Source organism: Streptomyces sp. NPDC059092 (genome assembly GCF_042756365.1).
Classification (GTDB): Bacteria; Actinomycetota; Actinomycetes; order Streptomycetales; family Streptomycetaceae; genus Streptomyces.
In genome coordinates this window covers 1-23,102 of the sequence record NZ_JBHZEJ010000061.1, presented here as the reverse complement: position 1 = coordinate 23,102, position 23,102 = coordinate 1, and the positions used below count along the sequence as shown (strand labels likewise).

Sequence of the window (23,102 nt, the reverse complement as noted above, 5' to 3'; positions counted from 1 at the left end):
AGGGCATCAACCGACGGTCGCCTTCGTCACGTTCGGACGATCGCCGCACCATTGCCGCGTAGTCTGCTCCCGTCGATACGCACGCGGAAAGAGAGGACCGGAGAAAATGAACGGTTCGGGAACACCACCGGTGACGCCCGGTCTGCTGCCCCGGGAGACGACGGAGGACATACGGGCCGCCCGGCCCCAGGTCGCCATCCTCCCCGTCGGCAGCTTCGAGCAACACGGCGCGTACCTCCCGCTGGTGACCGACACGGTCGTGGCCTGCGTCATCGCCCGCGAGATAGCCGCCGCGCACCCGGTCCAACCACTCCCGCCGATCACCGTCTCCTGCTCGCACGAACACGCCGACTGGCCCGGGACCGTGAGCATTTCCGCCGCGACGCTCCACGCCGTCGTCCGCGACATCGCGGGATCCCTCCGCCGGTCCGGAATGAAATCCCTGATTCTGGTGAACGCGCACGGCGGAAATTACGTACTGCGCAACGTGGTTCAGGAATCCGCCGGAAGCGGAACGCGCATGGCGCTTTTCCCCGGATCGGCCGACTGGGACGCGGCGAGGAACCGGGCGGGTGTGGAGACCTCTTCGCACAGCGATATGCACGCGGGTGAAGTCGAGACATCCATCCTGCTGCACGCGCATCCCGAACTCGTGCGGCCCGGTTATGAAACCTCCGATTGCGTCGCCGACGACCGGAAGCATCTCCTCACGCTCGGCATGGCCGCCTATACGGAGTCCGGCGTCATAGGCCGGCCGTCGCGGGCGTCCGCCGCGAAGGGAAAGGAACTGCTGGCCGGGCTGGTCGACTCCTTCGGTGACTACCTTTCCCTTCTCACCCGCCAGGAGTCCCGATGACCGGCCGCCGCACCGCCGCGCCGTCCCGACCGGTTCCGTCCGCACCGGCGCCGTCCCGGACAGCGCTGGACACCGAAGAGGCGTGGGAACTGCTCCGTACGGTCAGGACCGCGGCGGACGCCGAAGCCGCCGGTCTCCTCCGGGACACCGACGGCGCACCGCGCTGGAACCGGGACGCCTCGCCCGGCGCGCGGGAGCTGGCCGACCGCTATCTGCCGCTCTGCCTGGCCGGACCGCGCCTCACCTTCGCCCAGCTCGGCCAGAGCCTCGACGGCTTCATCGCGACCCGTACGGGAGACGCCGACTACGTCACCGGCGAGGAGGACCGCCGTCATCTCCACCGCCTGCGCGCGCTCGCCGACGCGGTGGTCGTCGGAGCCGGTACGGCCGTCGCCGACGACCCCCAGCTCACGGTGCGCGCCTGCGCCGGGGCCAACCCCGTACGGGTCGTCCTCGACCCGCACCGCCGGGTACCGCCGCGTCGCAAGGTGTTCACCGACGGGTCAGCCCCCACCTTGTGGGTGGTGAGCGCCGACCGCGAGCGCGGGCACACCACCGCGGACGGCGACCTGGACGCCCACGGCTGCGGAGTGGAGGTGCTGACCCTTCCGGACAGCGCCGCGTTCGCCCCCGCCAACCTGGTGCGCGTGCTCGCGCGGCGCGGCCTGGGCCGGGTGCTGATCGAGGGCGGCGGCGTCACCGTCTCCCGCTTCCTGAGCGAACAGGCCCTGCACCGGCTCTACGTCACGGTGGCGCCGGTCCTCCTCGGCGACGGCGTCCCCGGACTCCGCTTCGCCGGTACGCCGGTGATGCGCGACGCCCTGCGCCCCCCGACCCGGCGCGCAGCCCTCGGCGAGGACACCCTCTTCGAACTCGACCTGGGGACGCCGCGCCCCGGCCCACCACTGGACGGCGAGCACCCCGAGACCTGGCAGGCTCGCGGCGAGCGAGAGCATCCCGTACACCACGGCGACGGTCAGCCCCTGGGCAGCGCCCAGCCCCGCGGCCCCGAAGGCCCAGGCGGTGGCGCCCTCCCGGGGCCCCCAGCCGCCGACGTTCAGCGGTAGCGCCATCGCGAGGAGCGCCAGCACCATCAGGGGCAGCAGCTCGGCCGCGGGCGCCGTCACCCCCGCGGCCCGGGCGGCGAGCAGGAACGTGGCGAGGAACCCGGCCAGCACCACGACCGACGCGAACGCCACCCCCGGCCAGCTCCGCCGGGCGAGCAGCCCGAGCCGCACCTCCGCGAGCACCGTCCGCACCGCGCGGCGCCGCCGCGAGACGCCGGGCGCCGCGCGCCGCCGCCCGGCGGCCACGGCCAGAGCAACCGGAGCGGCCACCACCGCGACCACCACCGACGCGCCCGGCGTCCCGAGGGTGTCCAGCACGGCCCGGCGGGCCGCCGCCGGAGCCTCCGACGGCCACCCTGCCAGCAGCGTCACCCCGACCGCGACCAGCACGACCTGCCCCGCGACCCGTTCGAGGACGACCGCGCGGACGCCCCGGCCGACATCACCGGCGCTCCGCCCGTGCCGTACCGCCCGGTGCACGTCACCGAGGACCCCGCCGGGCAGCGCCGCGTTCAGGAACAGCGCCCGGTAGTAGTCCGCCACGGCGCCGCGCAGCGGCAGCCGGATGCCCAGACCACGGGCTACCAGACACCAGCGCCAGGCGCTGAACACGGTGGTGACCAGCCCGAGTCCGAGCGCGGCCAGCAGCGTGCGCCCGTCGATCCCGCGCACCCCGTCCAGCAGGGGACCGGTGCCGAGCTGCCACACCAGGACCCCGAGGATGGCCGCACCCGCGACCATCCCGAGCCGCCCCCGCAGCGCCCCGCCGAGCGGTCCGTTCTCCGGCGTACGCGGGGTCCCGGCACCCCGCGCCGTCACGCGGCGCCGCCCGTCCGGGGCAGCGCCAGCAGATCGCTGTGGTGCACGACCACCCGCAGCCCGCCCGCCGCGCACTGCTCCAGACGGCGCCGCAGATACTCCTCGGCGGGCGCCGCGAGATCCGGCCGCTGCTCACAGGCCGCGCCGACCCAGCCCCGTAGCCACTCGCCCGCCAGCGCCGACTCGGCGGCGCCGAGCCGCCACGGGCTCGCGTGCACCCGTACGGTCGCCCCGCACCGCGCGAAGGCGGCGGCGGCCACCGCGACGGCGTCGGGGCCCAGCATGCTCCGGCCGTGCTCGGCCCGCCGCTGGTGCGCGTTGAACGCCTCGGCCAGCTCCGCGTCCAGCGGATCGGCCGGGCTCAGCTCGACCCGGCCCACCACGGAGAGCGCCAGCAGCGCCGGGCAGCCCGCCCCGGCGCAGGCGGCGGCGAGCGCGTCCACCTCCTCGCGCGTGAGCACGTCCAGCAGCGCGGAGGCCGTCACCAGCGAGGCGCCGGCCAGACCGTCCGCCGTCAGCTCCGCGAGGTCGCGGCGCTCGGTGGCGACCGTGACCCGGCTGCCGTCGGCGGCCGTACGGGGCGTCCGCGCGGCGGCCAGCTCCAGCAGCTCGGGGTCGTGGTCGTGCAGGACCCACCGCTGCGGTCCGGCCAGCCGGGGAGCGAGCCAGCGCCCCATGGAGCCGGTGCCGCACCCCAGGTCGTGGATGACCAGGGCCCGTTCACCGTTTCCGGCGGGTCCGGCCAGTCTGCCGCGCAGCGCGTCGAGGAGTTCCGTCGCCCGCGCCGCGCCGTCCGGGCCCTCCCGCAGTTCCAGCCACGCGGGGGCGTAACGGGTCGCCTCCGAGCGCGGAGCTACTGAACGCGGAGCTTCTGAAGTGGTCACGCGGCCCTCCCGGTTTCCTGACGGAGCTGTTCCAGCGCACCGGCCAGACTCCGTGATGTCGTCCCCCACCCGTCCAGCGCGGTCCGCCGCCCCCGCGCCGCTGCCGTCAGCGCGCGCCGCGTGTCCGGCCCCCCGAGCCAGTCCCGCAGCGCCGCGGTGAGCGCCGCCGGATCGTCCGGGGCGACCAGAACCCCCGGTACGGTGCCGTCCGGCGCCCGCCCGACGGCCTCGGGGAGCCCGCCCACGTCCGTCGTCAGTACGGGTACACCGCGGGCGAGGGCCTCGGTCACCGCCATGCCGTACGTCTCGGCGTGCGAGGCGAGCACCAGCAGATCGGCGGCGGCGTACCGTTCGGCCAGCTCCACGCCGGCCAGCGGGCCGGCCAGACGCACCCGGTCGCCGAGGCCGTGCCGCCCGATCAGCTCCCGCAACCCGGCGACATACCCGGGATCCTGGGCGAGCCCGCCCGCGAGGACACAGCTCCACGGCAGGTCCGCGAGGGCCGCCAGGGCCTCCACCAGCCGGTGCTGTCCCTTGCGCGGGGTGACGGTGGCCACGCAGAGCAGCCGCGAGCCGTCCGCCGACCCCGCCGCCAGGGGCGCGATGTCGGCGCCGGGCGCGGCGACATGGACCCGCTCCGGGGCGAGCCCGTGGTGGCGTACGAGCCGCCGCGCCGCCCAGTCGCTGGTGGCCACGACCGCGGGCACGGCGCGCAGTGTCCGGCGTTCGCGGTCGTCGAGTTCCGCCGCGTCGGCGGGCGCGAGCCCCGTCTCGTCGGCCAGCGGCAGATGCACCAGCACCGCCAGCCGCAGCCGCGCGGCCTCGGGGGCGACGACACCGGGGACGCCGCAGGCGACGATCCCGTCGAGCAGCACGACCGCGCCGTCCGCGAAGCCGGCCAGCAGAGCGGCCAGTCCGGTACGGGCCGCGTCCCCGGGCCGGGGCCAGGCGCCCGCCACGGTGTGTTCACGGACCCGCCAGCCCGCGCCGGGCAGCTCCCGGCAGACGCGCCGGTCGTACGTGTTGCCGCCGCTCGGCGCGGCCGGGTCGTCGACGCCACCGGGCATGACGAGATGCACCGCGCGTGCGGGTGGCGCCGTACGCGCGGGCGCGCCGGACGCGGAGGCGTCGGCACCGCGTCCGGCGTCGGCACCGCTCACAGGGCGCGCTCGTAACTCGCCCACGCGACATGCGACTCGTGCAGGGTGACCTGGACGGTGGCCAGCCCGCGGGCGCCCTCGCCGAGCGCCCCGGCGTGCACCCGGTCCGCGAGCCGGTCCGCGATGATCTTCGCCAGGACCTCGGTGGAGGTGTTGATCCCGGCCAGATCGGGCTCCTCGTCGAGGTTCCGGTAGGTCAGCTCGCCGACCACACCGCCCAGTTCCCTGGTGGCCAGGCCGATGTCGACCACGATGCTGTCGGCGTCCAGCTCGGGGCGGCGGAAGGTGGCGTCCACGAGGAACGTCGCCCCGTGCAGGCGCTGCGCGGGTCCGAAGACCTCCCCGCGCAGGCTGTGGGCGATCATGATGTGGTCGCGGACGGTGATGCTGAACAACGGATGACCCTCCAGGTGCGGCACGTCTGGCCTCGGCCCCGGCACGCGTAGCCGGGGAATGCTGTGTAGTACGGCCGATCCGTCCCTCCTGTTCAGACGGGTTCAAGCCACGGCCGCCCCCGCACACCGGCCACCCCACCACGGGCCCGGGAGCCGCCTCCCCACCCGCCCGGGGCGACCACTCCACCCGCCAGGAGGAGCCCCGTCAGCCGCCCGGCAGGCCCGCGTCCGGCCCGTACACCACGCGGTGGCAGAGCCCCGGCAGTTCCCCGGCGGCGATCCCGGGCAGCACCCGCGGCAGCTCCTCGAAACCGCACTCGCCGGTGACCAGCGCGTCGAAGGCGGGCTCCGCCAGCAGCTCCAGGGAGAGCGCGAGCCGGTCGGCGAAGCTCCGGCGGGCGCTGCGCGCCGGGGAGACCGTGCCGACCTGGCTGCCGCGCAGGGTCAGCCGCCGTGAGTGGAACGCCTCGCCCAGCGGCAGGGAGACCCGCCGGTCGCCGTACCAGCTCAGCTCCACGACGGTCCCCTCAGGGGCGAGCAGTTCGAGGGAGCGCGCGAGCCCCGCCTCGGTGGCGCTCGCGTGGACGACCAGATCGCAGCCGCCCAGCGCGTCGCCGGGGAGCGCGAAACCCACCCCGAGCGCCTCGGCGATCCCGGCCCGCGCGGGCTCCGCGTCCACCAACTGGACCCGGACGCCCGGGTAGCGGGCGAGCAGCGCGGCGACGGAGCAGCCGATCATGCCGCCGCCGACCACGGCGACCCGGTCCCCGATCATCGGCGCCGCGTCCCACAGGGCGTTCACCGCGGTCTCCACCGTCCCGGCCAGAATGGCCCGCCCGGCGGGCACACCGTCCGGCACGGGCGTCACCGCGCTCGCCGGGACCACGTACCGCGTCTGGTGCGGGTAGAGGCAGAAGACCGTACGCCCCCGCAGCTCGGGCGGGCCCTCCTCGACCAGACCCACGTTGAGGTAGCCGTACTTGACGGGCCCGGGGAACTCACCGTCCTGGAACGGCGCCCGCATCACGGTGTGCTGACTGCGCGGCACTCCGCCGCGGAAGACCAGGGTCTCCGTACCCCGGCTCACCCCGGAGCAGAGCGTACGCACCAGGACGTCGCCGTCGCCGGGTTCGGGAAGGGCGACCTCCCGTATCTCGCCGTGGCCGGGTGAGCGGAGCCAGAAGGCGCGTGCGGCGCGCTCCATCGATGTCCTCCTGAACGCTGGGGTGACGGTTCACGTTCTTAGTTCACGAGGCCGCGCACGGTACGCGGCGCCAATCGACTCTGTCACACGGCCGGAGGGTGCAACGGTGGCCCTGAACGACACGTACCACCTGAACAAGTACCACCTGAACCACATGTACGACCTGAACGAGACCTACCCCACCCGGCTGTCGCGCCGCACGGGGCTGCTCCGCCAGGAGACGGCCGTGGGCGCGGGCGCCCAGCTCCTCCTGCTGGCCCTGGTCTCCACGGTGACCGGACTGGGCCCGGCCGGCTGGCTGGCGGGCCTGGTGTTCACGGCGGGCACCTGGGCCGTGCTCACCCGCGCGCTCTCCCGCACCTGGCCGGGACCCTTCGGCCCGGCCAACGGCGTCACGCTCACCCGGGCCACGCTCGTCGGCGCCGTGACCGCGCTGGTCGCGGACGCCTTCACGCACCGGGCCCCCGTCGCGCTCCTGGTCACGCTCACCACGGTGGCGCTGGTCCTGGACGCGGTCGACGGCCAGGTGGCCCGGCGCATCGGCTCCGTCTCCGCCCTCGGGGCGCGCTTCGACATGGAGGTCGACGCCTTCCTGATCCTGGTGCTCAGCGCGTACGTCGCCCTGTCGCTGGGACCGTGGGTGCTGCTCATCGGCGCGATGCGGTACGTCTTCGTCGCGGCGGCCCGGGTCCTCCCGTGGCTCAACGGCGCGCTCCCGCCGAGCATGGCCCGCAAGACGGTCGCCGCGCTCCAGGGCATCGCCCTTCTGGTGGCGACCGCCGGATTCCTTCCTCACCTGCCCGCGCTCGCCGTGGTCCTGGCGGCGCTGGCGCTGCTGACCTGGTCCTTCGCCCGCGACATCGTCTGGCTGTGGCGGGCGGGACGCGACCGGCGTACCACTGCGGCCACCCCGCCCGCGGTGTCACCGCGCGCCCTGGTGGGCGCCGTACGGACCCCGCCTCCCGCCGCGGACAAGTAGCGCCGGGGAGGCGGGCGCGCGGGGTCCGTCGCGTTCACTCCTCGTAGTGCAGGGTTCCGTCCTCGTCCATGGTCGGGTGCATCTTGCACGGCCCGTCGACGTCCTGGTCCGACGGGCGGGGCGGCTCCGGTCCGTCCGGGCCGGTGCGCAGCAGGCGTTCGATGCGGCAGATACGGAACACCAGGCCGTCCACGCGCGCCTCGTCGGCGCGGCCGGCGGCCCTGAACCTCTCGGCGGCCCGGGTGTACGCGGCCTTCTGCCCGTCGTCGAACCGGTGGACGAGCGGCCAGGTCTCGGACATCCCGTGGTACAGCAGCCGCCGCGCGTCGTGCGGGGTGGGCATGAGGGCGCCCCGGGGCCGCCACCCCTTCTCGTCCTGTTCGGTCACACCGAAGCCGACCGGCAGCATCACGATGTCGGGATGCGTGGTGACCGCCCGCTCCGAGTCCCCGCGTACGTCGTCGGGGAAGCGCGCGCCGGAGTAGGCGAACTCCCGCAGCCCCAGCCGCAGGGCGGCCGCCGAAGGGCCGGTGTCGCCGTGCTCCGGGTCCAGGACGAAGCCGGGGTCCGGCGACGAGGTGGTGTCCGCGCCGCCCCAGGACAGCCCGGCCGGCTCCCGGTCGCTCGGCCGGGGCGGCTCCAGACCGTCGTCCCCGCTCCGGGCGAACTCGTCCCCCCGTACGACCCGGTAGCGCACCCCGAGGACCTCCAGCTCGTTGACCGGCTCACGTTCGAGGACCGCGACCGCGGCCAGCAGCTCGCGGCGCACCGCGCGGTCGTCGGTGTCGTCCTTGGCCTTGAACCAGAGACGCGAGTGGAGCGCGTCCCGGGCCTGCTGGGGTGTTCCGTCGGTCGTCTGCTGGATCAGCCGCCAGTGCCCGTCGGTCCTGGGATCCCGCGCGGCCACACCGAAGACCGGCCCACGCAGCGCGAGGTACGGATAGCGGAGGGACGCGTCGACGGCGTCGGCCTCGGCCACCCACGCGGCGGGATCGTCACGCTCCACCAGTCCCGCGTGGAGCCGGTCCAACTGTCGCTTCCAGTCATCAGCCATGCGCACATTGTTGTGGGTTCGGCGGGCAGATCTGACCCGATCCCTTCAAATCCCCCGAACCGTGTGCGGGACGTGTGGAGCGCGGGGAACAGAAAATCGGGCCGTGACCTTGAGTCACAGCCCGATCCCTCGATGCCTGTATGAGTGTCCGAGGGGGGACTTGAACCCCCACGCCCGATAAAGGGCACTAGCACCTCAAGCTAGCGCGTCTGCCATTCCGCCACCCGGACAAGGTGTCTGCCGGGAGGCCCTGGGCCGTTCCGACGTGGAAAACCATAGCAAACATTCGACGGTGCCCGATCACGCCCCGATCCGTGTGACGGGCGTGTGACGGGTGGGGTCCGCCCTTGGGTGAGGGGGTCCGGCGCGGGAGGATGGGGAGGACCACCAGCGAGGACCACCAGCAACGACCGTGGGAGTGAGCAGCGTGAGCGAGCCGAACGCGGGCAGGACCGTATCGGGCGAGGACGAGGTCGTCGACCTCTGCCGGGATCTGATCCGGATCGACACCAGCAACTACGGGGACCACTCGGGCCCCGGGGAGCGGGCCGCCGCGGAGTACGTCGCGGAGAAGCTCGCCGAGGTGGGGCTCGAACCGAAGATCTTCGAGTCGCACCAGGGCCGCGCCTCCACCGTGGCCAGGATCGAGGGGGAGGACCCGTCACGGCCCGCCCTGCTCATCCACGGCCACACCGACGTCGTGCCGGCCAACGCCGAGGACTGGACGTACGACCCGTTCGGAGGCGAGATCGCGGACGGCTGCGTGTGGGGCCGGGGCGCGGTCGACATGAAGGACATGGACGCGATGACCCTCGCGGTCGTACGCGACCGGATGCGCAGCGGCCGTAAGCCCCCGCGCGACATCGTGCTGGCCTTCCTCGCCGACGAGGAGGCGGGCGGCACGTACGGCGCGCGCTACCTCGTCGACCACCACCCCGGCCTCTTCGAGGGCGTCACGGAAGCGATCAGCGAGGTCGGCGGCTTCTCCTTCACCGTCAACGAGAACCTGCGTCTCTACCTCGTCGAGACGGCCCAGAAGGGCATGCACTGGATGCGGCTGACCGTGGACGGCACCGCCGGCCACGGCTCGATGACCAACAACGACAACGCGATCACCGAGCTGTGCGAGGCCGTGGGCCGGCTCGGCAACCACCAGTGGCCGGTACGCGTGACCAAGACCGTACGGTCCTTCCTGGACGAGCTGTCCGACGCGCTCGGTACCCCGCTCGACCCGGAGGACATGGAGGCGACGCTCGCCAAGCTCGGCGGCATCGCGAAGATGATCGGCGCCACCCTGCGCAACTCCGCGGCCCCCACCATGCTCGGCGCCGGCTACAAGGTGAACGTCATTCCCGGCCAGGCGACCGCCCATGTCGACGGCCGCTTCCTGCCCGGGTACGAGGAGGAGTTCCTCACGGACCTCGACCGGATCCTCGGCCCGCGCGTGCGGCGCGAGGACGTGCACGGCGACAAGGCGCTGGAGACCAGCTTCGACGGGAACCTGGTGGACGCCATGCAGAGCGCGCTCTCGGCGGAGGACCCGATCGCGCGGGCCGTTCCGTACATGCTCTCCGGTGGCACCGACGCCAAGTCCTTCGACGACCTCGGGATCCGCGGCTTCGGCTTCGCGCCGCTCAAGCTGCCGCCGGAGCTGGACTTCGCCGGAATGTTCCACGGGGTGGACGAGCGGGTACCGGTGGATGGTCTGAAGTTCGGTGTGCGGGTCCTCGACCGCTTCATCGACCAGAGCTGACTGGCCGAACGGAAAATCGTCCACGTGTGCGTCGTTGACTGAGAAGAGTGAATGCACTCATAGGCTCGTAGCCTCATTACTTCCCCTTCGTTACAGGTGTGCGGTCCGCGGCTGGGACCGCGTTTGCCAACAAGGAGGAATAATGATCAAGAAGGTCGTCGCTGCTGCGGCAGTCACTGGTGGTCTGGTGCTCGCGGGTGCGGGCATGGCCGTTGCCGACGCGGGCGCCCAGGGTGCCGCCATCGGTTCCCCCGGTGTGCTCTCGGGCAACGTGGTGCAGGTTCCGATCCACCTTCCGGTGAACGTGTGCGGTAACACGGTCGACGTGATCGGGCTGCTGAACCCCGCCTTCGGCAACACCTGCGTCAACAAGTGACGTCGTATCTCTCACCCGTGAGGGTCTGAGCCCGAGCGGCCCCGGAGCGCGTGCCATGCGCTCCGGGGCCGCTGGGCATCCTGCCCCGGCACCGATGCCCAGGGCAGTCCCGCAAGGTAGAAGGCAGGGATGGAAGCTATGAGACAGGTCACGCGCAAGGGCCTGATCACCGTGGCGGCGGCGAGCGGAGTGCTCGCGCTCGGCGGTGGGTACGCGCAGGCGGACGCGGGAGCGGACGGCGCCGCCGTCGGCTCCCCTGGCGTGCTGTCGGGGAACAACGTGCAGGTTCCGGTGCATGTGCCGGTCAACGTGTGCGGCAACACCGTGGATGTCGTCGGGGTGCTCAATCCGGCCTTCGGCAACAAGTGCGGCAACTTCTCGGGCAAGCCGTCCGGCGGCCACGGCAGTGGCCACGGCGGCGGGCACGGGAACGACAACGGCGGTTACGGCGGGGGCTCGCACGCGGGCGGGGGCTCGCACACCGGGGGCTCGCACCCCGGAGCCACCCACACCCAACCGTCCGGCGGCTCCCACGCGGGAGGCGGCGCGATCGACTCTCCCGGAGTCGGTTCCGGCAACTCCGTCGAGGTACCGATCGACGTCCCCGTGAACGTGTGCGGGAACAGCGTCGACCTCGTCGGGCTGCTCAACCCGGCCTTCGGCAACACCTGCGGCAACGGCTCGGTTCCCAGCCGTCCCGGCCCGGAGCGCCCGGAGGAGCCGGTCACGCCGACCACCCCGGCCAAGCCGACCGAGCCGGGCAAGCCGGGTGAGCCGGGTGGGCCGGGCGGTCCCACCGAGGAACGTGCCATCCCCCCGGCCCCGAGCACCCCTGAGACGCAGCCGGTCTCCCGGACCGTCGAGCAGACCGAGGGCACCGACGTCCTCGCCTCGACCGGGGCCGGCGGGCTCGGGATCGCGATTCCGGCGGGCGCCGGACTGCTCCTCGCGGGCACGATCCTCTACCGCCGCGCCCGGTCCGCCGCGTAGCCACGCGGCCGGCCCGTAACCGCCCCGTACCGACGCACGCGTACGGGCGGGACCGGGCCAAGGGCATGCCAGGGCGGGCCTCGCAGCAGCGGGGCCCGCTCCGTCACGTTCACCAGGTGGCGCGTACCTGACGGATGATGCGCCGGCGCAGCCGCACCCTGCGGCTGCCGTCCCGGTGCAGGCTCAGGCGGTCCAGTTCCCAGTGCCCGTACTCGGCGTGATCGGTGAGCAGACGGGCCGCATCCTTGCGGGAGACCCCGCGCGGCACGTACACGTCGACAAATTCGTATTCCGGCATCGCATCTATTGTGCGGGCAGAGCCCCGGTACGGATAGCGTCTGCACTATGTCTGATGCTGCGCAGCCCACCGCTGCCGAGGTACGCGCCGCCGCCGAGGCGGTGAAGGTAGCCCTGGACCGCCACCTCGCGGCGGTCGAACATCGCACGGGTGAGGACGACCCGGCCGTCTCCGAAGCGTTCAACGCCCTCGCCGTCGCGGCCGAGGTCTACGACGAGCGGCTCTACAACCGGTACGACGAGGTCACGCCCTTCGAGATCCCGGACCCGGACGATTCCCTGCCCCCGTACAACGGCCCCGAGGAACCGAACGCCCTCAGCGTGCTGATCCGGCGCGACTACGCGGTGGTGGAGCCGCAGCGGCTGCTCGCCCAGGCACAGCGCATCGCCGACATCGAGGGCGACACCGACACCGGAGGGGTGGTGGGCGGCAGTGTGCACGCGGCCCTCGGTGTGCTCTTCGGTGAGTACGAACCGGACGAGATCGCCTCCCGGCACAAGGAGTTCGGCCTGGAGGAGGGCGACTCCACCCTGTGGGTCTCGGCCGCGGACGACCTCCCGGAACCGGGGGAGTGGCTCTCCGCCCCCTTCGACCAGGCCGACCCCCAGCAGGTGGTCTGCCGCTTCGACGTCAGCGCGGTCTTCGACGAGGACGACCTGGACGCGGACCTGGACGACCTGGAGGAACAGGACGCCTGACCGGTCGCTCCCGCCGCTGCCGCTCACTGCGGCGGCGGGAGCGGCGGGTGTCAGCTCGGCTGTGCCGCCGGGGCCAGCAGTGCTTCCAGCTGGCCCCGCAGCCGGGTGGTGCGGTCCTGGGACGGGATGTCCGACACCGCCTTCGGCAGGGCCTGGTCGACGCCGTGGACCACGGAGAGGTGATGGTCCCCGCGGCTGAAGGCCGTGTAGACCCAGGGGCGGCTCAGGCCCTGCGCGGCGTCACCGGGGAGGACCACGACCGCCGCGGGCCAGCGCATCCCCGCCGCCTGGTGCGCGGTGAGCGCCCAGCCGTGGCGTACGGCGTGCTCCACCCGGTCCTTGGGTACGAGAACCGCCGCGCCCCCGCACTCCAGTCGAAGCCCCTCGGCGTCGGCGGAGACCACCGTGCCCTGGAGCGTCCTGCCGGGGGCGGGGACGTACGCGACCCGGTCCCCCGGGTCGAAGCCGCCGAAGCGGCCGGGGCCGGGGTTGAGCCGCTGCTTGAGCGCCGCGTTCAGCGCCCGGGTGCCGGCCGAGCCGCCGTGGCCCACCGTGATCACCTGTGTCTGCCCGGCCTCCGTACCGAAGGCGCGCGGGACGGATTCCGCGACGAGCTGGACCGTACGGTGCACCGCCTCGCCCGCGTCGCGCACGGGCACGATCACGACCTCCTTGCCCGGCGCCGCCACCTGGTTCAGCTCACCGACGCCGATCCCCGAGACCAACTCGCCGATCGGCCCGGGGTCGGGCGTACGGGAACTGATCCGCGGGCACACCCCGGCCGCCAGCAGATCGGCGAAGACCCGGCCCGCGCCCGCCGACCACAGCACCCCCGGATCGCCGCTGAGCACCAGCCGGCTGCCGTCTGCCAGCGACTCCACGAGCACCGCGGCCGTCTCCACATCGAGCTGCGGCGCGTCCAGGACCACCAGGAGATCGAGCGCGAACAGGCCGTCCGCGTCCCGCCCCGGGCCCTCCGTGCCGGCGAGCAGTCCGGCCACCGTGACCGCGTCCGCGTCGGCCGACGGCCGGTCGCGGCCGTTCTCGCTGTGGACCGCGACGACCGTGCGCACCCCGAGGGCGCGGGCCGCCACGGCCAGTGCGACCGGCTCGGCGCGCGCCGCCTCACCGCCCGAGTGGAGGACCAGTCCGTGCCCCGCCACCGCGCGGATCAGCTCGGCCGCCGAAGGCGACGGGGCGCCCGCCGCGGCCTCCTCCCAGGAGGCGTCCTGTCCGGTCTTCGCCAGCCGCGCGAGGCCGTCGGCGAGCGCGTCCTCCGCCAGCGCGTACCGGTCGAGCGCCAGCAGCACCGGGGCCGGCTCGGCGGCCGGCTCCCGGCCCTCCCCGGCGCCGTCGGCCTGACTCCCCGCCGGCTCCATGGCCTCCGAGGCGTCCACGGGCTCGTCAGCGTCCGGCTCGTCCGGCTCGTCCTCCCCGTCCTCGTCGTCCTCCGGGAACCGGAGCACCACGGACTCCTCCACCGCGTGCCGTACGGCACCGTCCGGGTCGGGCACGGAGTGACCGGCCAGCGCGCTCCGTACCGCCGACGCCTCCAGCGCGGTGTGCCCCTGGAGGGCGGCCCGCTCCAGCAGCCAGCTCACCAGCGCGGTGGCCCTGCGCTCGTCACCGGGGCCACAGGCGGTGCCCAGGAGAGCCCGCGCGAACCCGTCGGCCTGCTCGGGCCGCACTCCGGGCACGGCGAGCAACTGCCAGGGGTTCTCCCGCAGCAGCTCCGGGGCCTGCTCCCCGAGCGTGTCGGAGACCTCGCCCGCCAGCGTCTCGGGCGCGCCGCCCGCCCCGAGCACGGCCCGCACGGCGGACACGGTCTCGGGAGCCGCCGCGCGCGACCGCGCTGACCGCTGCTCCGCCGGCGGCCGGGGCTGCGGCTGTGCGGGCGCTCGGGGGCGGTCCGGGGCGGCCGCGGGCGCGGCCGTGCGGAGCAGGGCCGGATCGACCGGCTCGCCGCTCTCCATGGCCCGTACGGCCGCGAGCAGGTCGGCGGCCTGCCCGCTCAGCTTCGTCCCGGCGGCGATGGGTCCGGCCTTCTCCGCCTTGCGCTGCTCGATCCGCTCCCGCAGCTCGCGCTGCGCGGCCAGCTCGGCCTGCGCCTCCGAGACCGCGGCCGCGCCCTCTGCGGCGTCGGTCTTGGCGGCGTCGGTTTCGGCGTCGCTCTTGGCGTCGGTCTCGGCGCCGGTTTCGGCCGCGGCGTCGGCGGCGGCCCCCGTACCGGTCGTGGCCGCCTCGCCGTCGGTGTCCGTACCGCCCTCGGCGGCAGCGGCGTCGGCCATGGGTCCGGCCTCCTCGGCGGCGGGGTCGCGGTCCGTACTCACAGCGTGCTCCAGTCCTGGTCGGGATAGCGGTGCACGGGCGCCGACACGTCGTCGAGCGCCTGGCAGATCTCGTCAGGAAGACTAAGGCTCTCCACTGACAGAGCCGCCGTGAGCTGCTGCGCGTTGCGCGCGCCGATGATCGGCGCCACCACGCCCGGTCGGTCCCTGACCCATGCCAGGGCCACTTCCAGTGTCGTCGTCGCGAGCCCTTCCGCGGCCGTCGCGACCGCGTCCACGATCCGGCCCGCCGCCTCGTCGAGATAGGGCTCGACGAACGGTGCCATCTGCTCGGACGCGCCCCGTGAATCGCTCGGCGTGCCGTGCCGGTACTTGCCCGTGAGCACGCCGCGGCCGAGCGGTGACGACGGCAGCAGCCCCACCCCCAGATCGAGCGCCGCGGGCAGCACCTCGCGCTCCACCCCGCGCTGGAGCAGTGAGTACTCCATCTGGGTACTGGCCAGCCGGGTCCGTATCCCGGGCGAGGCGAGCTGCCAGGTGGCTGCCTTGGCGAGCTGCCAGCCGCAGAAGTTCGACACCCCCGCGTACCGCGCGCGGCCCGTGCTGACCGCGATGTCCAGCGCGTGCAGGGTCTCCTCCAACGGGGTGCCGCTGTCGAAGGCGTGGAGCTGCCAGAGGTCCACGTAATCCGTGCCGAGCCGCTCCAGCGACTCGTCCAGCGCGGCGAGCAGGTGTCCGCGCGACCCGTCGAAACGGCGGTACGGATCGGGCACGCTGCCGGCCTTCGTCGCGATGATCAGATCCCGGCGCGGGACCAGCCGCTCGACGAGCTGGCCCAGCAGATATTCGGCCTCCCCGCCGCCGTACACGTCCGCCGTGTCGACCAGCGTCCCGCCCGCCTCCCAGAAGACCTTCAACTGATCGGCGGCGTCATGCTCGTCGGTGTCCCGGCCCCAGGTCAGGGTGCCGAGCCCGATCCGGGACACGCGCAGGCCGGTACGGCCGAGATGCCTCTGCTCCATGCGGCTTGAGATTACTGGCCATGGCCCCACGCGGAGAGAGCCTGTGGACAACCGCCCCCCTGACGGATGCCCGTGTCGCGCGCTAGAGTCCCCGGCACAGGGACGTTACTCATCGGTAATCGCTGATCGGCCGTCGGCCGCGGAACACCGGCGTACGGCGACCGGCGACCGGTGATCGCAATCGGCAAAGGAGTGGTCATGCGGCTCGGCATCAACCTCGGGTACTGGGGCGCGGGGATGGACAGCGACAACCTCGCGGTCGCGCAGGAGGCCGACCGGCTCGGCTACGACGTCTGCTGGGCCGCCGAGGCGTACGGTTCCGACGCTCCGACCGTACTGAGCTGGGTCGCCGCGCAGACGGAGTCCATCGACGTCGGCTCCGCCATCCTCCAGATCCCCGCGCGGCAGCCCGCGATGACCGCCATGACGGCGGCCACCCTCGACTCGCTCTCCGGCGGCCGGTTCCGGCTCGGCCTCGGCGTCTCGGGACCACAGGTCTCCGAAGGCTGGTACGGCGTCACCTTCGACAAACCCCTCGCCCGCACCCGCGAGTACGTCGAGATCGTCCGCCGGGCCATGAGCCGCGAACGGCTGACGTACGAGGGCGAGCACTGGACGCTGCCGCTGCCCGGCGGTCCGGGCAAGCCCCTCAAGCTGACCGTGCACCCGGAGCGCGAGCACATCCCGCTCTACATCGCCGCGATCGGCCCCAGGAACCTGGAGCAGACCGGCGAGATCGCCGACGGCGCGCTGCTGATCTTCCCCTCCGCCGAGCATCTGGAGGAGACCGCGATCCGCCCGCTCCGGGCGGGCCGCGAGAAGGCGGGCCTCACCATGGACGGCTTCGACGTCTGCCCCACCGTGCCCATCGCGGTCGGTGACGACATCAACGCCCTGGCCGACACCTTCCGCCCGTACACCGCCCTCTACGTGGGCGGAATGGGCAGCCGCAAGCAGAACTTCTACAACCAGCTCGCCCGGCGCATGGGGTACGAGAAGGAGGCTGCCGCGATCCAGGACGCGTACCTCTCCGGTGACAAGGACGGCGCGTCGGCGGCCGTACCGCACGAGCTGATCGACTCGACCACACTGCTCGGCCCCGTCGAGCGGATCGCCGACCGGATGAGCGCCTACGCCGCCGCCGGTGTCACCACGCTGACCCTCTCGCCCGCCGGCTTCACCCTCGACGAGCGGATCACGGCGCTGCGCGTCGGCACCCAGGCCCTGGAGCGCGCCGGTCTCGTCTCGTAGCCGAACGGAGAGGCCGCTGGGCGGAGTCCGCGGCCGTGGCGGGGGCTCGGGGTCCTCCCCGCCACGGCCGTCTCCTACTACAACGCCGCCTCCCGCGCCCGGTTACGCGCCGGACGCTCCGTCACGCTCCTCCTTTCGGCTCAGCGCGGCGCCGCTGCTGTTGCCGCGCGCCGCGCACGCCCGTTGACTCGTTTGGGCGGACGCCTGCAAGGAGGTGGCAGTGATGCTCTCGGCCCGAAGCCTGTTCCAGGAGATCCTGGACGACGATCGTTCCTTCCGGCTGTTCTGTTCCATCGCGGCCAGCGGCGAGGCGCAGGGCGGCTGGGAGAACGGCCGGATCGCCGCCCTGGTGCCCGAGTCCCTGCGGTACCTCGCCCCGAAGATCACCCGCCACGGCGCCGACGAGGACAAGCACGGGCGGATCTTTCACGCCCTCCTGAAGAAGCGCGGGCTCGAACCGTCCGAGGTCCCGAGCGAGGCCGACTACACGATGCTGCTGGAGCGGCGCGGGATCGGACTCGCCCATACGAAGCTGCGCCGGGACGAGACGCTGACGGAGCACGACATCCTCGTGTACCTCGCCCACAGCCGGATCACCGAGCAGCGGGCCGCCGGCCAGATGGAGATGCTGGTCAGGTACTTCGGCGACCACTCCGAGGTCGGCAAGGCCCTCAGGATCATCCGCGCCGACGAGGAGAACCATCTCGCCTACTGCCACGAGGAATTGCTCTGGCTCGCCCGACGCGGCCACGGCCGCGCCATCCAGCGCGCCCTGCGGGAGTGCGCCCTGGCCGAGATCGAGGTCTACCGACAGGTGAGTCTCGCGGTGATGGACCGGATGGGCCGGCTACTCGGCTGGCCGGCGCCGAAGGCCCGTCTGCTCGCCGCCGGCATCCACGCCGTGTACGGGTACGAGCGCCTCGTCGGCTGGCGCCGGATGGTCGGCCTCACGATGCCGGAGCGCCGCGACCCGCTGGGCGGCCCCGCGACGCCCGCACCGGCCTTCTGAGCGGCCCTACGGGACCGTGAGCCTTCTGAGCCGGCTCTCGGGACCGTGAGCCGGCCCCGTCCCCGGCCCCGTCCGCGGTCAGGGGCGTGGGCGTCCCGCGTACGGTCAGAGCCAGCCGCGCCGCTTGAACTGCCGGTGCAGTCCGACGACCGCCACCGCCATGAGGGCGATCACCGCCGGGTACGCCCACACGTACCGCAGTTCAGGCATGTGCTTGAAGTTCATGCCGTAGATGCCCGCGACCATCGTCGGTACGGCGGCCATGGCCGCCCACGCCGAGATCTTCCGCATGTCGTCGTTCTGCCGTACGCCCATCTGCGCGAGGTGCGCGGACAGGATGTCGGTGAGCAGCCGGTCCAACCCGTCGACCTGCTCGTTCACATGCAGCAGATGGTCGTTGACGTCCCGGAAGAACGGCTGCGCGTGCTCGTGGACGAACGGCACGCCCGCGCCCGCCAGCCGCGCCACGGGGGCCGCCAGCGGCCCGGTGGCCCGGCGGAACTCCAGCACCTCCCGCTTGAAGTTGTAGATCCGCGCCGCCGTCGGCGCCGAGGAGCCCGAGTCCGGGGCGAAGACCTCCGCCTCCAGTTCCTCCAGGTCCAACTGGAGTTCGTCGGCGACCTCGACGTAATGGTCGACGATCGCGTCGCTCACCGCGTACAGCACGGCGGTGGGGCCGTGCTTGAGGACGTCGGGTTCGGCTTCGAGCCGTGCGCGTACCGCCGCCAGTGGGGCACCTTCGCCGTGCCGGACGGTCACCACGAAGGAATCGCCTATGAAGACCATCAGCTCACCGGTGGTGACGGTGTCGCCCTGCGGCTCGTACACCACCGGCTTGAGCACCACGAAGAGCGAGTCGTCGTAGACCTCCAGCTTGGGACGCTGATGCGCGTGGAGCGCGTCCTCCACCGCCAGGGGGTGCAGCCCGAACTCGCTGCTCACCATGGCGAACTCCTTCTCGGTGGCCTCGTGCAGCCCCAGCCAGAGGAACGCGTCCCCTTCGGCGCGCGCCTCGGCGAGGGCGTCGGAGAAGTCGGCGGGCCCGTCGGTGCGGCGTCCGCCGCGGTAGATGGCGCAGTCCACGATCACGGCGGGCATTCTTCCCTTTTCTGATGACGGCCGCATCCCCCCGCCGCTGTGAATAGGTGAGTCCGGTGTGCTGTCGTACCGAGCGCCTACCCTTGCGGGCATGGCCACGTTGATCCTCGTACGTCATGGACGGTCCACCGCCAACACCGCGGGGCTGCTCGCCGGGTGGACGCCCGGCATCGCCCTGGACGAGCGGGGCGCCGCACAGGCCGCCGCGCTGCCCGGGCGGCTCGGGGACGTCCCGCTCGCCGCCGTCGTCAGCAGCCCGCTGCAACGGTGCCGGGAGACCCTGCAGCCGCTGCTGGACGCCCGCCCCGGGCTGGAGGTGCGGACCGACGACCGGATCGGCGAGTGCCACTACGGCGACTGGTCCGGGCGCAAGCTGGCCGAGCTGGCCGACGAGCCCCTGATGAAGGTCGTGCAGCAGCACCCCTCCGCCGCCGTGTTCCCCGGTGGCGAGTCGATGGCCGCGATGCAGGCGCGCGCCGTCGAGTCGGTCCGCGAGTGGAACGCGCGGATCGACGAGGAGCACGGGGAGGACGCCGTCTTTCTGATGTGCTCGCACGGGGACATCATCAAGGCGCTCGTGGCGGACGCCCTCGGCATGCACCTCGACCTTTTTCAGCGGATCCATGTGGATCCGTGCTCACTGACCGCCGTCCGTTACACCCGGTTGCGCCCGTTTGTCCTGCGCCTCGGTGACACCGGTGATCTCGACGGGCTGGCGCCGCGCGCGAGTGCGAGCGGCGGCGAGGGCGTGGTGGGGGGCGGCGCGGGAGCACCGTGATCGCTCCGCGCAGTAGGGTGGACGGGCCGTCCGCGTGATCCGGACTGCCCTCCTGGGCCTCCGGTCCGCCCGATGCCCTTCCCCCTTGCCTTTTCCGACGATTTCCGAGGGAGACAGAACGTGTCCCGTCAGGTGTTCCTCTACGATCCACCGGACCGTTTCGTGGCCGGTACGGTCGGCCTGCCCGGACGTCGTACGTTCTTCCTCCAGGCCTCCGCCGCGGGGCGCGTGACCAGCGTCGCCCTGGAGAAGACGCAGGTGGCCGCGCTCGCCGAGCGGATCGACGAACTGCTGGACGAGGTGGTCCGCCGCACCGGCGGCAACGCCCCTGTACCGGTCATGGCGCCCTCCGAGATCGCCGACTCCGCCCCGCTCGACGCCCCCGTCGAGGAGGAGTTCCGCGTCGGCACGATGGCGCTGGCCTGGGACGGCGACGAACAGCGCATGATCGTCGAGGCCCAGGCGCTCGTCGAGCTGGACGCCGACACCGACGAGGACCTGGCCGAGGCCGAGGAGCGGCTGCTCCAGGACGAGGAGAACGGCCCCCCGATGCTCCGCGTCCGGCTCTCCGGCGCCCAGGCCAGGGCCTTCGCCAAGCGCGCCCTGGACGTGGTCAACGCGGGCCGCCCACCCTGTCCGCTGTGCAGCCTGCCGCTCGACCCGGAAGGACACGTATGCCCGCGCCAGAACGGATACCGGCGGGACGCGTGACCGCGCCCGCGGCCGGTCCGCCCGCGGCCGGTCCGGCCGCCACAGGTCCGGTCACCCCAGGTCCGACCGGAGACGGTCCGGAAGGACCGGGCCCGTCGGACAGGGACCTGGTCGCCCACGGGGAGCTGACCGTACGTGGCCGGATACGCGAGGCGTCCAACGCCGTGCTGTACTGCTCCGTCTCCTACGAGGGCCGTACGGCCCACTGCGTCTACAAGCCGGTCGCGGGCGAGCGGCCCCTGTGGGACTTCCCCGACGGGACGCTCGCACAGCGCGAGGTGGCGGCGTACGAGGTCTCCGAGGCGACCGGCTGGGGACTCGTCCCGCCGACGGTCCTGCGCGAAGGACCGTACGGCGAGGGCATGTGCCAGCTCTGGATCGAACCGCAGGAGGACGACGGGAGCGCCGACGGGACGCCGCCGCTGCTGGCCCTCGTCGAGGACGACGAGCCCGGCGACGGCTGGAAGGCCGTCGGGTCCGCCGAGGTGGGCGAGGGCAGGACCGCCCTGCTGGTGCACGCCGACGACGCACGGCTGCGGCGCCTCGCCGTGCTCGACGCGGTGATCAACAACGGCGACCGCAAGGGCGGCCATCTGCTGCCCGCCCCCGGCGGACGGCTCTACGCCATCGACCACGGCGTCACCTTCAACGTGGACGACAAGCTGCGCACCCTGCTCTGGGGCTGGGCCGGCGAACCGCTGACCGGTGAGGCGCTGGACGTGCTCGCCCGGCTGACGGAGGCCCTCGCGGACGGCGCGCCCCTCGCCACCCGGCTGGCCGAACTCATCACCCCGGCCGAGACCGACGCCGTACGGGCCAGAATCCGTGAGCTGCGCCACACGGGCCGTCACCCCGAGCCGTCGGGCCAGTGGCCCGCGATCCCCTGGCCGCCGGTGTGACACCGGGGCCGGCCCCCTGGAGCGGTCCGCGCCCGTCCCCGCGGAGCACGGCGGGACGGATCGCGCAAGAGCGCCCAACCGGCCAATGGCGGGTATCCGGTTCGTATCCGGAAGTTCCGTCCGGTTACGCTCATGACATGCATGCCTGGCCCGCTTCCGAGGTCCCCGCCCTGCCTGGCAAGGGCCGCGACCTCAGGATTCATGACACGTCGACCGATGGCCGAGTCACCCTTGAGCCCGGTCCCGTCGCCCGTATCTACGTCTGCGGCATCACGCCGTACGACGCGACCCACATGGGTCACGCGGCGACCTACAACGCGTTCGACCTTGTGCAGCGCGTGTGGCTCGACACGAAGCGGCAGGTCCACTACGTCCAGAACGTGACCGATGTCGACGATCCCCTGCTGGAGCGGGCGCAGCGCGACGGGGAGGACTGGGTCGGACTCGCGGAGCGCGAGACGGCGCTCTTCCGGGAGGACATGACCGCCCTGCGTATGCTGCCGCCCCAGCACTACATCGGCGCCGTCGAGGCGATACCGGGCATCGTGCCGCTGGTGGAACGGCTGCGCGACGCCGGCGCCGCGTACGAACTCGAAGGCGACGTCTACTTCTCCGTGGCGGCCGATCCGCACTTCGGTGAGGTCTCCCGGCTGGACACCGAGGCGATGCGGCTGCTTTCGGCCGAGCGCGGCGGCGACCCGGACCGGCCCGGCAAGAAGAACCCCCTCGACCCGATCCTCTGGCTGGCGGCCCGCCCCGGCGAGCCGAGCTGGGACGGCGGCTCTCTGGGCCGCGGCCGGCCCGGCTGGCACATCGAGTGCGTGGCCATCGCCCTCGACCATCTCGGCATGGGCTTCGACGTCCAGGGCGGCGGCAGCGACCTCGCCTTCCCGCATCACGAGATGGGCGCCTCGCACGCGCAGGCCCTCACCGGGGAGCACCCGTTCGCCCGGGCCTATGTGCACGCCGGCATGGTCGCCCTGGACGGCGAGAAGATGTCCAAGTCCAAGGGCAATCTGGTCTTCGTCTCGGCGCTGCGCCGCGACGGCGTGGACCCGGCGGCGATCCGGCTCGCGCTGCTCGCGCACCACTACCGCTCCGACTGGGAGTGGACGGACCAGGTCCTCCAGGACGCCGTGGACCGCCTCGCGCGCTGGCGGGCCGCGGTGTCGCGGCCCGACGGCCCCTCGGCCGAGGCGCTGGTCGAAGAGGTCCGAGAGGCACTGGCCGACGATCTGGACGCCCCGGCCGCGCTCGCGGCCGTCGACCGCTGGGCGGTGCTCCAGGAGACCACGGGCGGTACGGACGAGGGGGCGCCCGGCGTGGTGTCCCGTACGGTCGACGCCCTTCTGGGCGTCGCGCTCTGACACGTCGTACGGAACACTGAACGGCTGTACGGAGAGGAGGGGGGGGGCGGCCCCCCGGCCGCCCCCGGCACGAGACGCACGGCGCCCCACCCCAGCGCCTAAAACAAAAAAACACACACACGCAAACCCAACACACACCCGGAGAG

Annotated in this window: 22 protein-coding genes, 1 tRNA gene and 1 pseudogene; 13 read left to right on the top strand and 11 right to left on the bottom strand. The window is 73.1% G+C overall.

Annotated features, from left to right (window positions below; all coding sequences use genetic code 11):
* Positions 1 to 106: 106 nt before the first annotated feature.
* Both ACFXPL_RS28215 and ACFXPL_RS28210 read left to right on the top strand, forming a co-directional pair.
* A complete protein-coding gene (locus tag ACFXPL_RS28215) occupies positions 107 to 856 on the top strand; it encodes a creatininase family protein (protein WP_384924809.1) in 750 nt (249 codons plus the stop codon).
* The gene (locus ACFXPL_RS28210; RefSeq protein WP_384924867.1) at positions 853 to 1,923 is read left to right on the top strand and encodes a RibD family protein; all 1,071 of its coding nucleotides are present in this window, start codon (positions 853 to 855) and stop codon (positions 1,921 to 1,923) included. The genes ACFXPL_RS28215 and ACFXPL_RS28210 overlap by 4 nt, the downstream gene beginning before the upstream one ends.
* On the opposite strand, the pseudogene ACFXPL_RS28205 reads toward ACFXPL_RS28210, so the two are convergent.
* The 5 genes and pseudogenes from ACFXPL_RS28205 to ACFXPL_RS28185 all read right to left on the bottom strand — a co-directional run.
* Positions 1,852 to 2,664, bottom strand: a pseudogene (locus tag ACFXPL_RS28205) (lysylphosphatidylglycerol synthase domain-containing protein); the annotation flags it as partial. The gene ACFXPL_RS28210 and the pseudogene ACFXPL_RS28205 overlap by 72 nt on opposite strands.
* A 74-nt stretch (positions 2,665 to 2,738) precedes the next feature.
* The gene (locus tag ACFXPL_RS28200; protein ID WP_384924807.1) at positions 2,739 to 3,626 is read right to left on the bottom strand and encodes a methyltransferase domain-containing protein; all 888 of its coding nucleotides are present in this window, start codon (positions 3,624 to 3,626) and stop codon (positions 2,739 to 2,741) included.
* Entirely contained in the window at positions 3,623 to 4,786 is a 1,164-nt protein-coding gene (locus ACFXPL_RS28195; protein WP_384924805.1) for a glycosyltransferase family 4 protein, read from the bottom strand. The genes ACFXPL_RS28200 and ACFXPL_RS28195 overlap by 4 nt, the downstream gene beginning before the upstream one ends.
* Complete coding sequence (locus ACFXPL_RS28190) at positions 4,783 to 5,181, bottom strand: 6-pyruvoyl tetrahydropterin synthase family protein (RefSeq protein ID WP_384924803.1); 399 nt, start codon at positions 5,179 to 5,181, stop codon at positions 4,783 to 4,785. Before ACFXPL_RS28190 ends, ACFXPL_RS28195 begins: the two co-directional genes overlap by 4 nt.
* Positions 5,182 to 5,386: 205 nt before the next feature.
* Positions 5,387 to 6,385, bottom strand: a complete 999-nt coding sequence (locus ACFXPL_RS28185; RefSeq protein WP_384924801.1) for a zinc-binding alcohol dehydrogenase — start codon at positions 6,383 to 6,385, stop codon at positions 5,387 to 5,389.
* Between the two features lie 154 nt (positions 6,386 to 6,539).
* On the opposite strand from ACFXPL_RS28185, the gene ACFXPL_RS28180 reads away from it, so the two are divergent.
* Positions 6,540 to 7,364, top strand: coding sequence for a CDP-alcohol phosphatidyltransferase family protein (locus ACFXPL_RS28180; RefSeq protein ID WP_384924865.1), 825 nt, complete (start codon positions 6,540 to 6,542; stop codon positions 7,362 to 7,364).
* A gap of 34 nt (positions 7,365 to 7,398) precedes the next feature.
* On the opposite strand, the gene ACFXPL_RS28175 is transcribed toward ACFXPL_RS28180, so the two are convergent.
* Positions 7,399 to 8,418: a DUF5954 family protein gene (locus ACFXPL_RS28175; protein WP_384924799.1), complete on the bottom strand. Its 1,020-nt coding sequence runs from the start codon at positions 8,416 to 8,418 to the stop codon at positions 7,399 to 7,401.
* Between the two features lie 145 nt (positions 8,419 to 8,563).
* A tRNA-Leu gene (locus ACFXPL_RS28170) sits at positions 8,564 to 8,648 on the bottom strand.
* A 197-nt stretch (positions 8,649 to 8,845) separates the two neighbouring features.
* On the opposite strand from ACFXPL_RS28170, the gene ACFXPL_RS28165 reads away from it, so the two are divergent.
* The 3 genes from ACFXPL_RS28165 (at position 8,846) to ACFXPL_RS28155 (ending at position 11,537) form a co-directional block, all read left to right on the top strand.
* The gene (locus ACFXPL_RS28165) at positions 8,846 to 10,171 is read left to right on the top strand and encodes a M20/M25/M40 family metallo-hydrolase (RefSeq protein WP_384924797.1); all 1,326 of its coding nucleotides are present in this window, start codon (positions 8,846 to 8,848) and stop codon (positions 10,169 to 10,171) included.
* A gap of 142 nt (positions 10,172 to 10,313) precedes the next feature.
* The gene (chpH, locus tag ACFXPL_RS28160; RefSeq protein WP_384924795.1) at positions 10,314 to 10,547 is read left to right on the top strand and encodes a chaplin ChpH; all 234 of its coding nucleotides are present in this window, start codon (positions 10,314 to 10,316) and stop codon (positions 10,545 to 10,547) included.
* Between the two features lie 138 nt (positions 10,548 to 10,685).
* On the top strand, positions 10,686 to 11,537 hold the full coding sequence (locus tag ACFXPL_RS28155) for a chaplin (protein ID WP_384924793.1): 852 nt from the start codon (positions 10,686 to 10,688) through the stop codon (positions 11,535 to 11,537).
* Between the two features lie 109 nt (positions 11,538 to 11,646).
* On the opposite strand, the gene ACFXPL_RS28150 is transcribed toward ACFXPL_RS28155, so the two are convergent.
* The gene (locus tag ACFXPL_RS28150; protein ID WP_114625034.1) at positions 11,647 to 11,835 is read right to left on the bottom strand and encodes a DUF5703 family protein; all 189 of its coding nucleotides are present in this window, start codon (positions 11,833 to 11,835) and stop codon (positions 11,647 to 11,649) included.
* Between the two features lie 47 nt (positions 11,836 to 11,882).
* On the opposite strand from ACFXPL_RS28150, the gene ACFXPL_RS28145 reads away from it, so the two are divergent.
* Positions 11,883 to 12,533 carry a hypothetical protein gene (locus ACFXPL_RS28145; protein ID WP_384924791.1) on the top strand — a complete coding sequence of 217 codons (651 nt, stop codon included), beginning with the start codon at positions 11,883 to 11,885 and terminating at the stop codon, positions 12,531 to 12,533.
* 50 nt (positions 12,534 to 12,583) lie between these two features.
* On the opposite strand, the gene ACFXPL_RS28140 is transcribed toward ACFXPL_RS28145, so the two are convergent.
* A complete protein-coding gene (locus ACFXPL_RS28140; RefSeq protein WP_384924863.1) occupies positions 12,584 to 14,821 on the bottom strand; it encodes a helix-hairpin-helix domain-containing protein in 2,238 nt (745 codons plus the stop codon).
* 38 nt (positions 14,822 to 14,859) lie between these two features.
* Positions 14,860 to 15,843 (bottom strand): aldo/keto reductase, encoded by a 984-nt coding sequence (locus ACFXPL_RS28135; RefSeq protein WP_384924789.1) that lies wholly within the window; start codon positions 15,841 to 15,843, stop codon positions 14,860 to 14,862.
* 198 nt (positions 15,844 to 16,041) lie between these two features.
* On the opposite strand from ACFXPL_RS28135, the gene ACFXPL_RS28130 reads away from it, so the two are divergent.
* Both ACFXPL_RS28130 and ACFXPL_RS28125 read left to right on the top strand, forming a co-directional pair.
* Positions 16,042 to 17,094 (top strand): LLM class F420-dependent oxidoreductase, encoded by a 1,053-nt coding sequence (locus ACFXPL_RS28130; RefSeq protein WP_384924787.1) that lies wholly within the window; start codon positions 16,042 to 16,044, stop codon positions 17,092 to 17,094.
* 223 nt (positions 17,095 to 17,317) lie between these two features.
* Positions 17,318 to 18,103: a ferritin-like domain-containing protein gene (locus ACFXPL_RS28125; protein ID WP_384924785.1), complete on the top strand. Its 786-nt coding sequence runs from the start codon at positions 17,318 to 17,320 to the stop codon at positions 18,101 to 18,103.
* A gap of 105 nt (positions 18,104 to 18,208) precedes the next feature.
* Here the strand turns inward: ACFXPL_RS28125 and ACFXPL_RS28120 are convergent, their stop codons facing one another.
* Positions 18,209 to 19,201: a magnesium and cobalt transport protein CorA gene (locus ACFXPL_RS28120; RefSeq protein ID WP_384924783.1), complete on the bottom strand. Its 993-nt coding sequence runs from the start codon at positions 19,199 to 19,201 to the stop codon at positions 18,209 to 18,211.
* Positions 19,202 to 19,292: 91 nt separating this feature from the next.
* Here ACFXPL_RS28120 and ACFXPL_RS28115 point away from each other — a divergent pair, with 91 nt between their 5' ends.
* From ACFXPL_RS28115 to mshC, 4 genes are all read left to right on the top strand, one after another.
* Positions 19,293 to 19,979, top strand: a complete 687-nt coding sequence (locus ACFXPL_RS28115; protein ID WP_384924781.1) for a histidine phosphatase family protein — start codon at positions 19,293 to 19,295, stop codon at positions 19,977 to 19,979.
* Positions 19,980 to 20,099: 120 nt separating this feature from the next.
* The gene (locus ACFXPL_RS28110) at positions 20,100 to 20,690 is read left to right on the top strand and encodes a DUF3090 domain-containing protein (protein WP_384924779.1); all 591 of its coding nucleotides are present in this window, start codon (positions 20,100 to 20,102) and stop codon (positions 20,688 to 20,690) included.
* Positions 20,654 to 21,589 (top strand): SCO1664 family protein, encoded by a 936-nt coding sequence (locus tag ACFXPL_RS28105; RefSeq protein ID WP_384924777.1) that lies wholly within the window; start codon positions 20,654 to 20,656, stop codon positions 21,587 to 21,589. The genes ACFXPL_RS28110 and ACFXPL_RS28105 overlap by 37 nt, the downstream gene beginning before the upstream one ends.
* Positions 21,590 to 21,726: 137 nt before the next feature.
* Complete coding sequence (mshC, locus tag ACFXPL_RS28100; RefSeq protein ID WP_384924776.1) at positions 21,727 to 22,956, top strand: cysteine--1-D-myo-inosityl 2-amino-2-deoxy-alpha-D-glucopyranoside ligase; 1,230 nt, start codon at positions 21,727 to 21,729, stop codon at positions 22,954 to 22,956.
* The last annotated feature ends 146 nt before the right edge of the window (positions 22,957 to 23,102 follow it).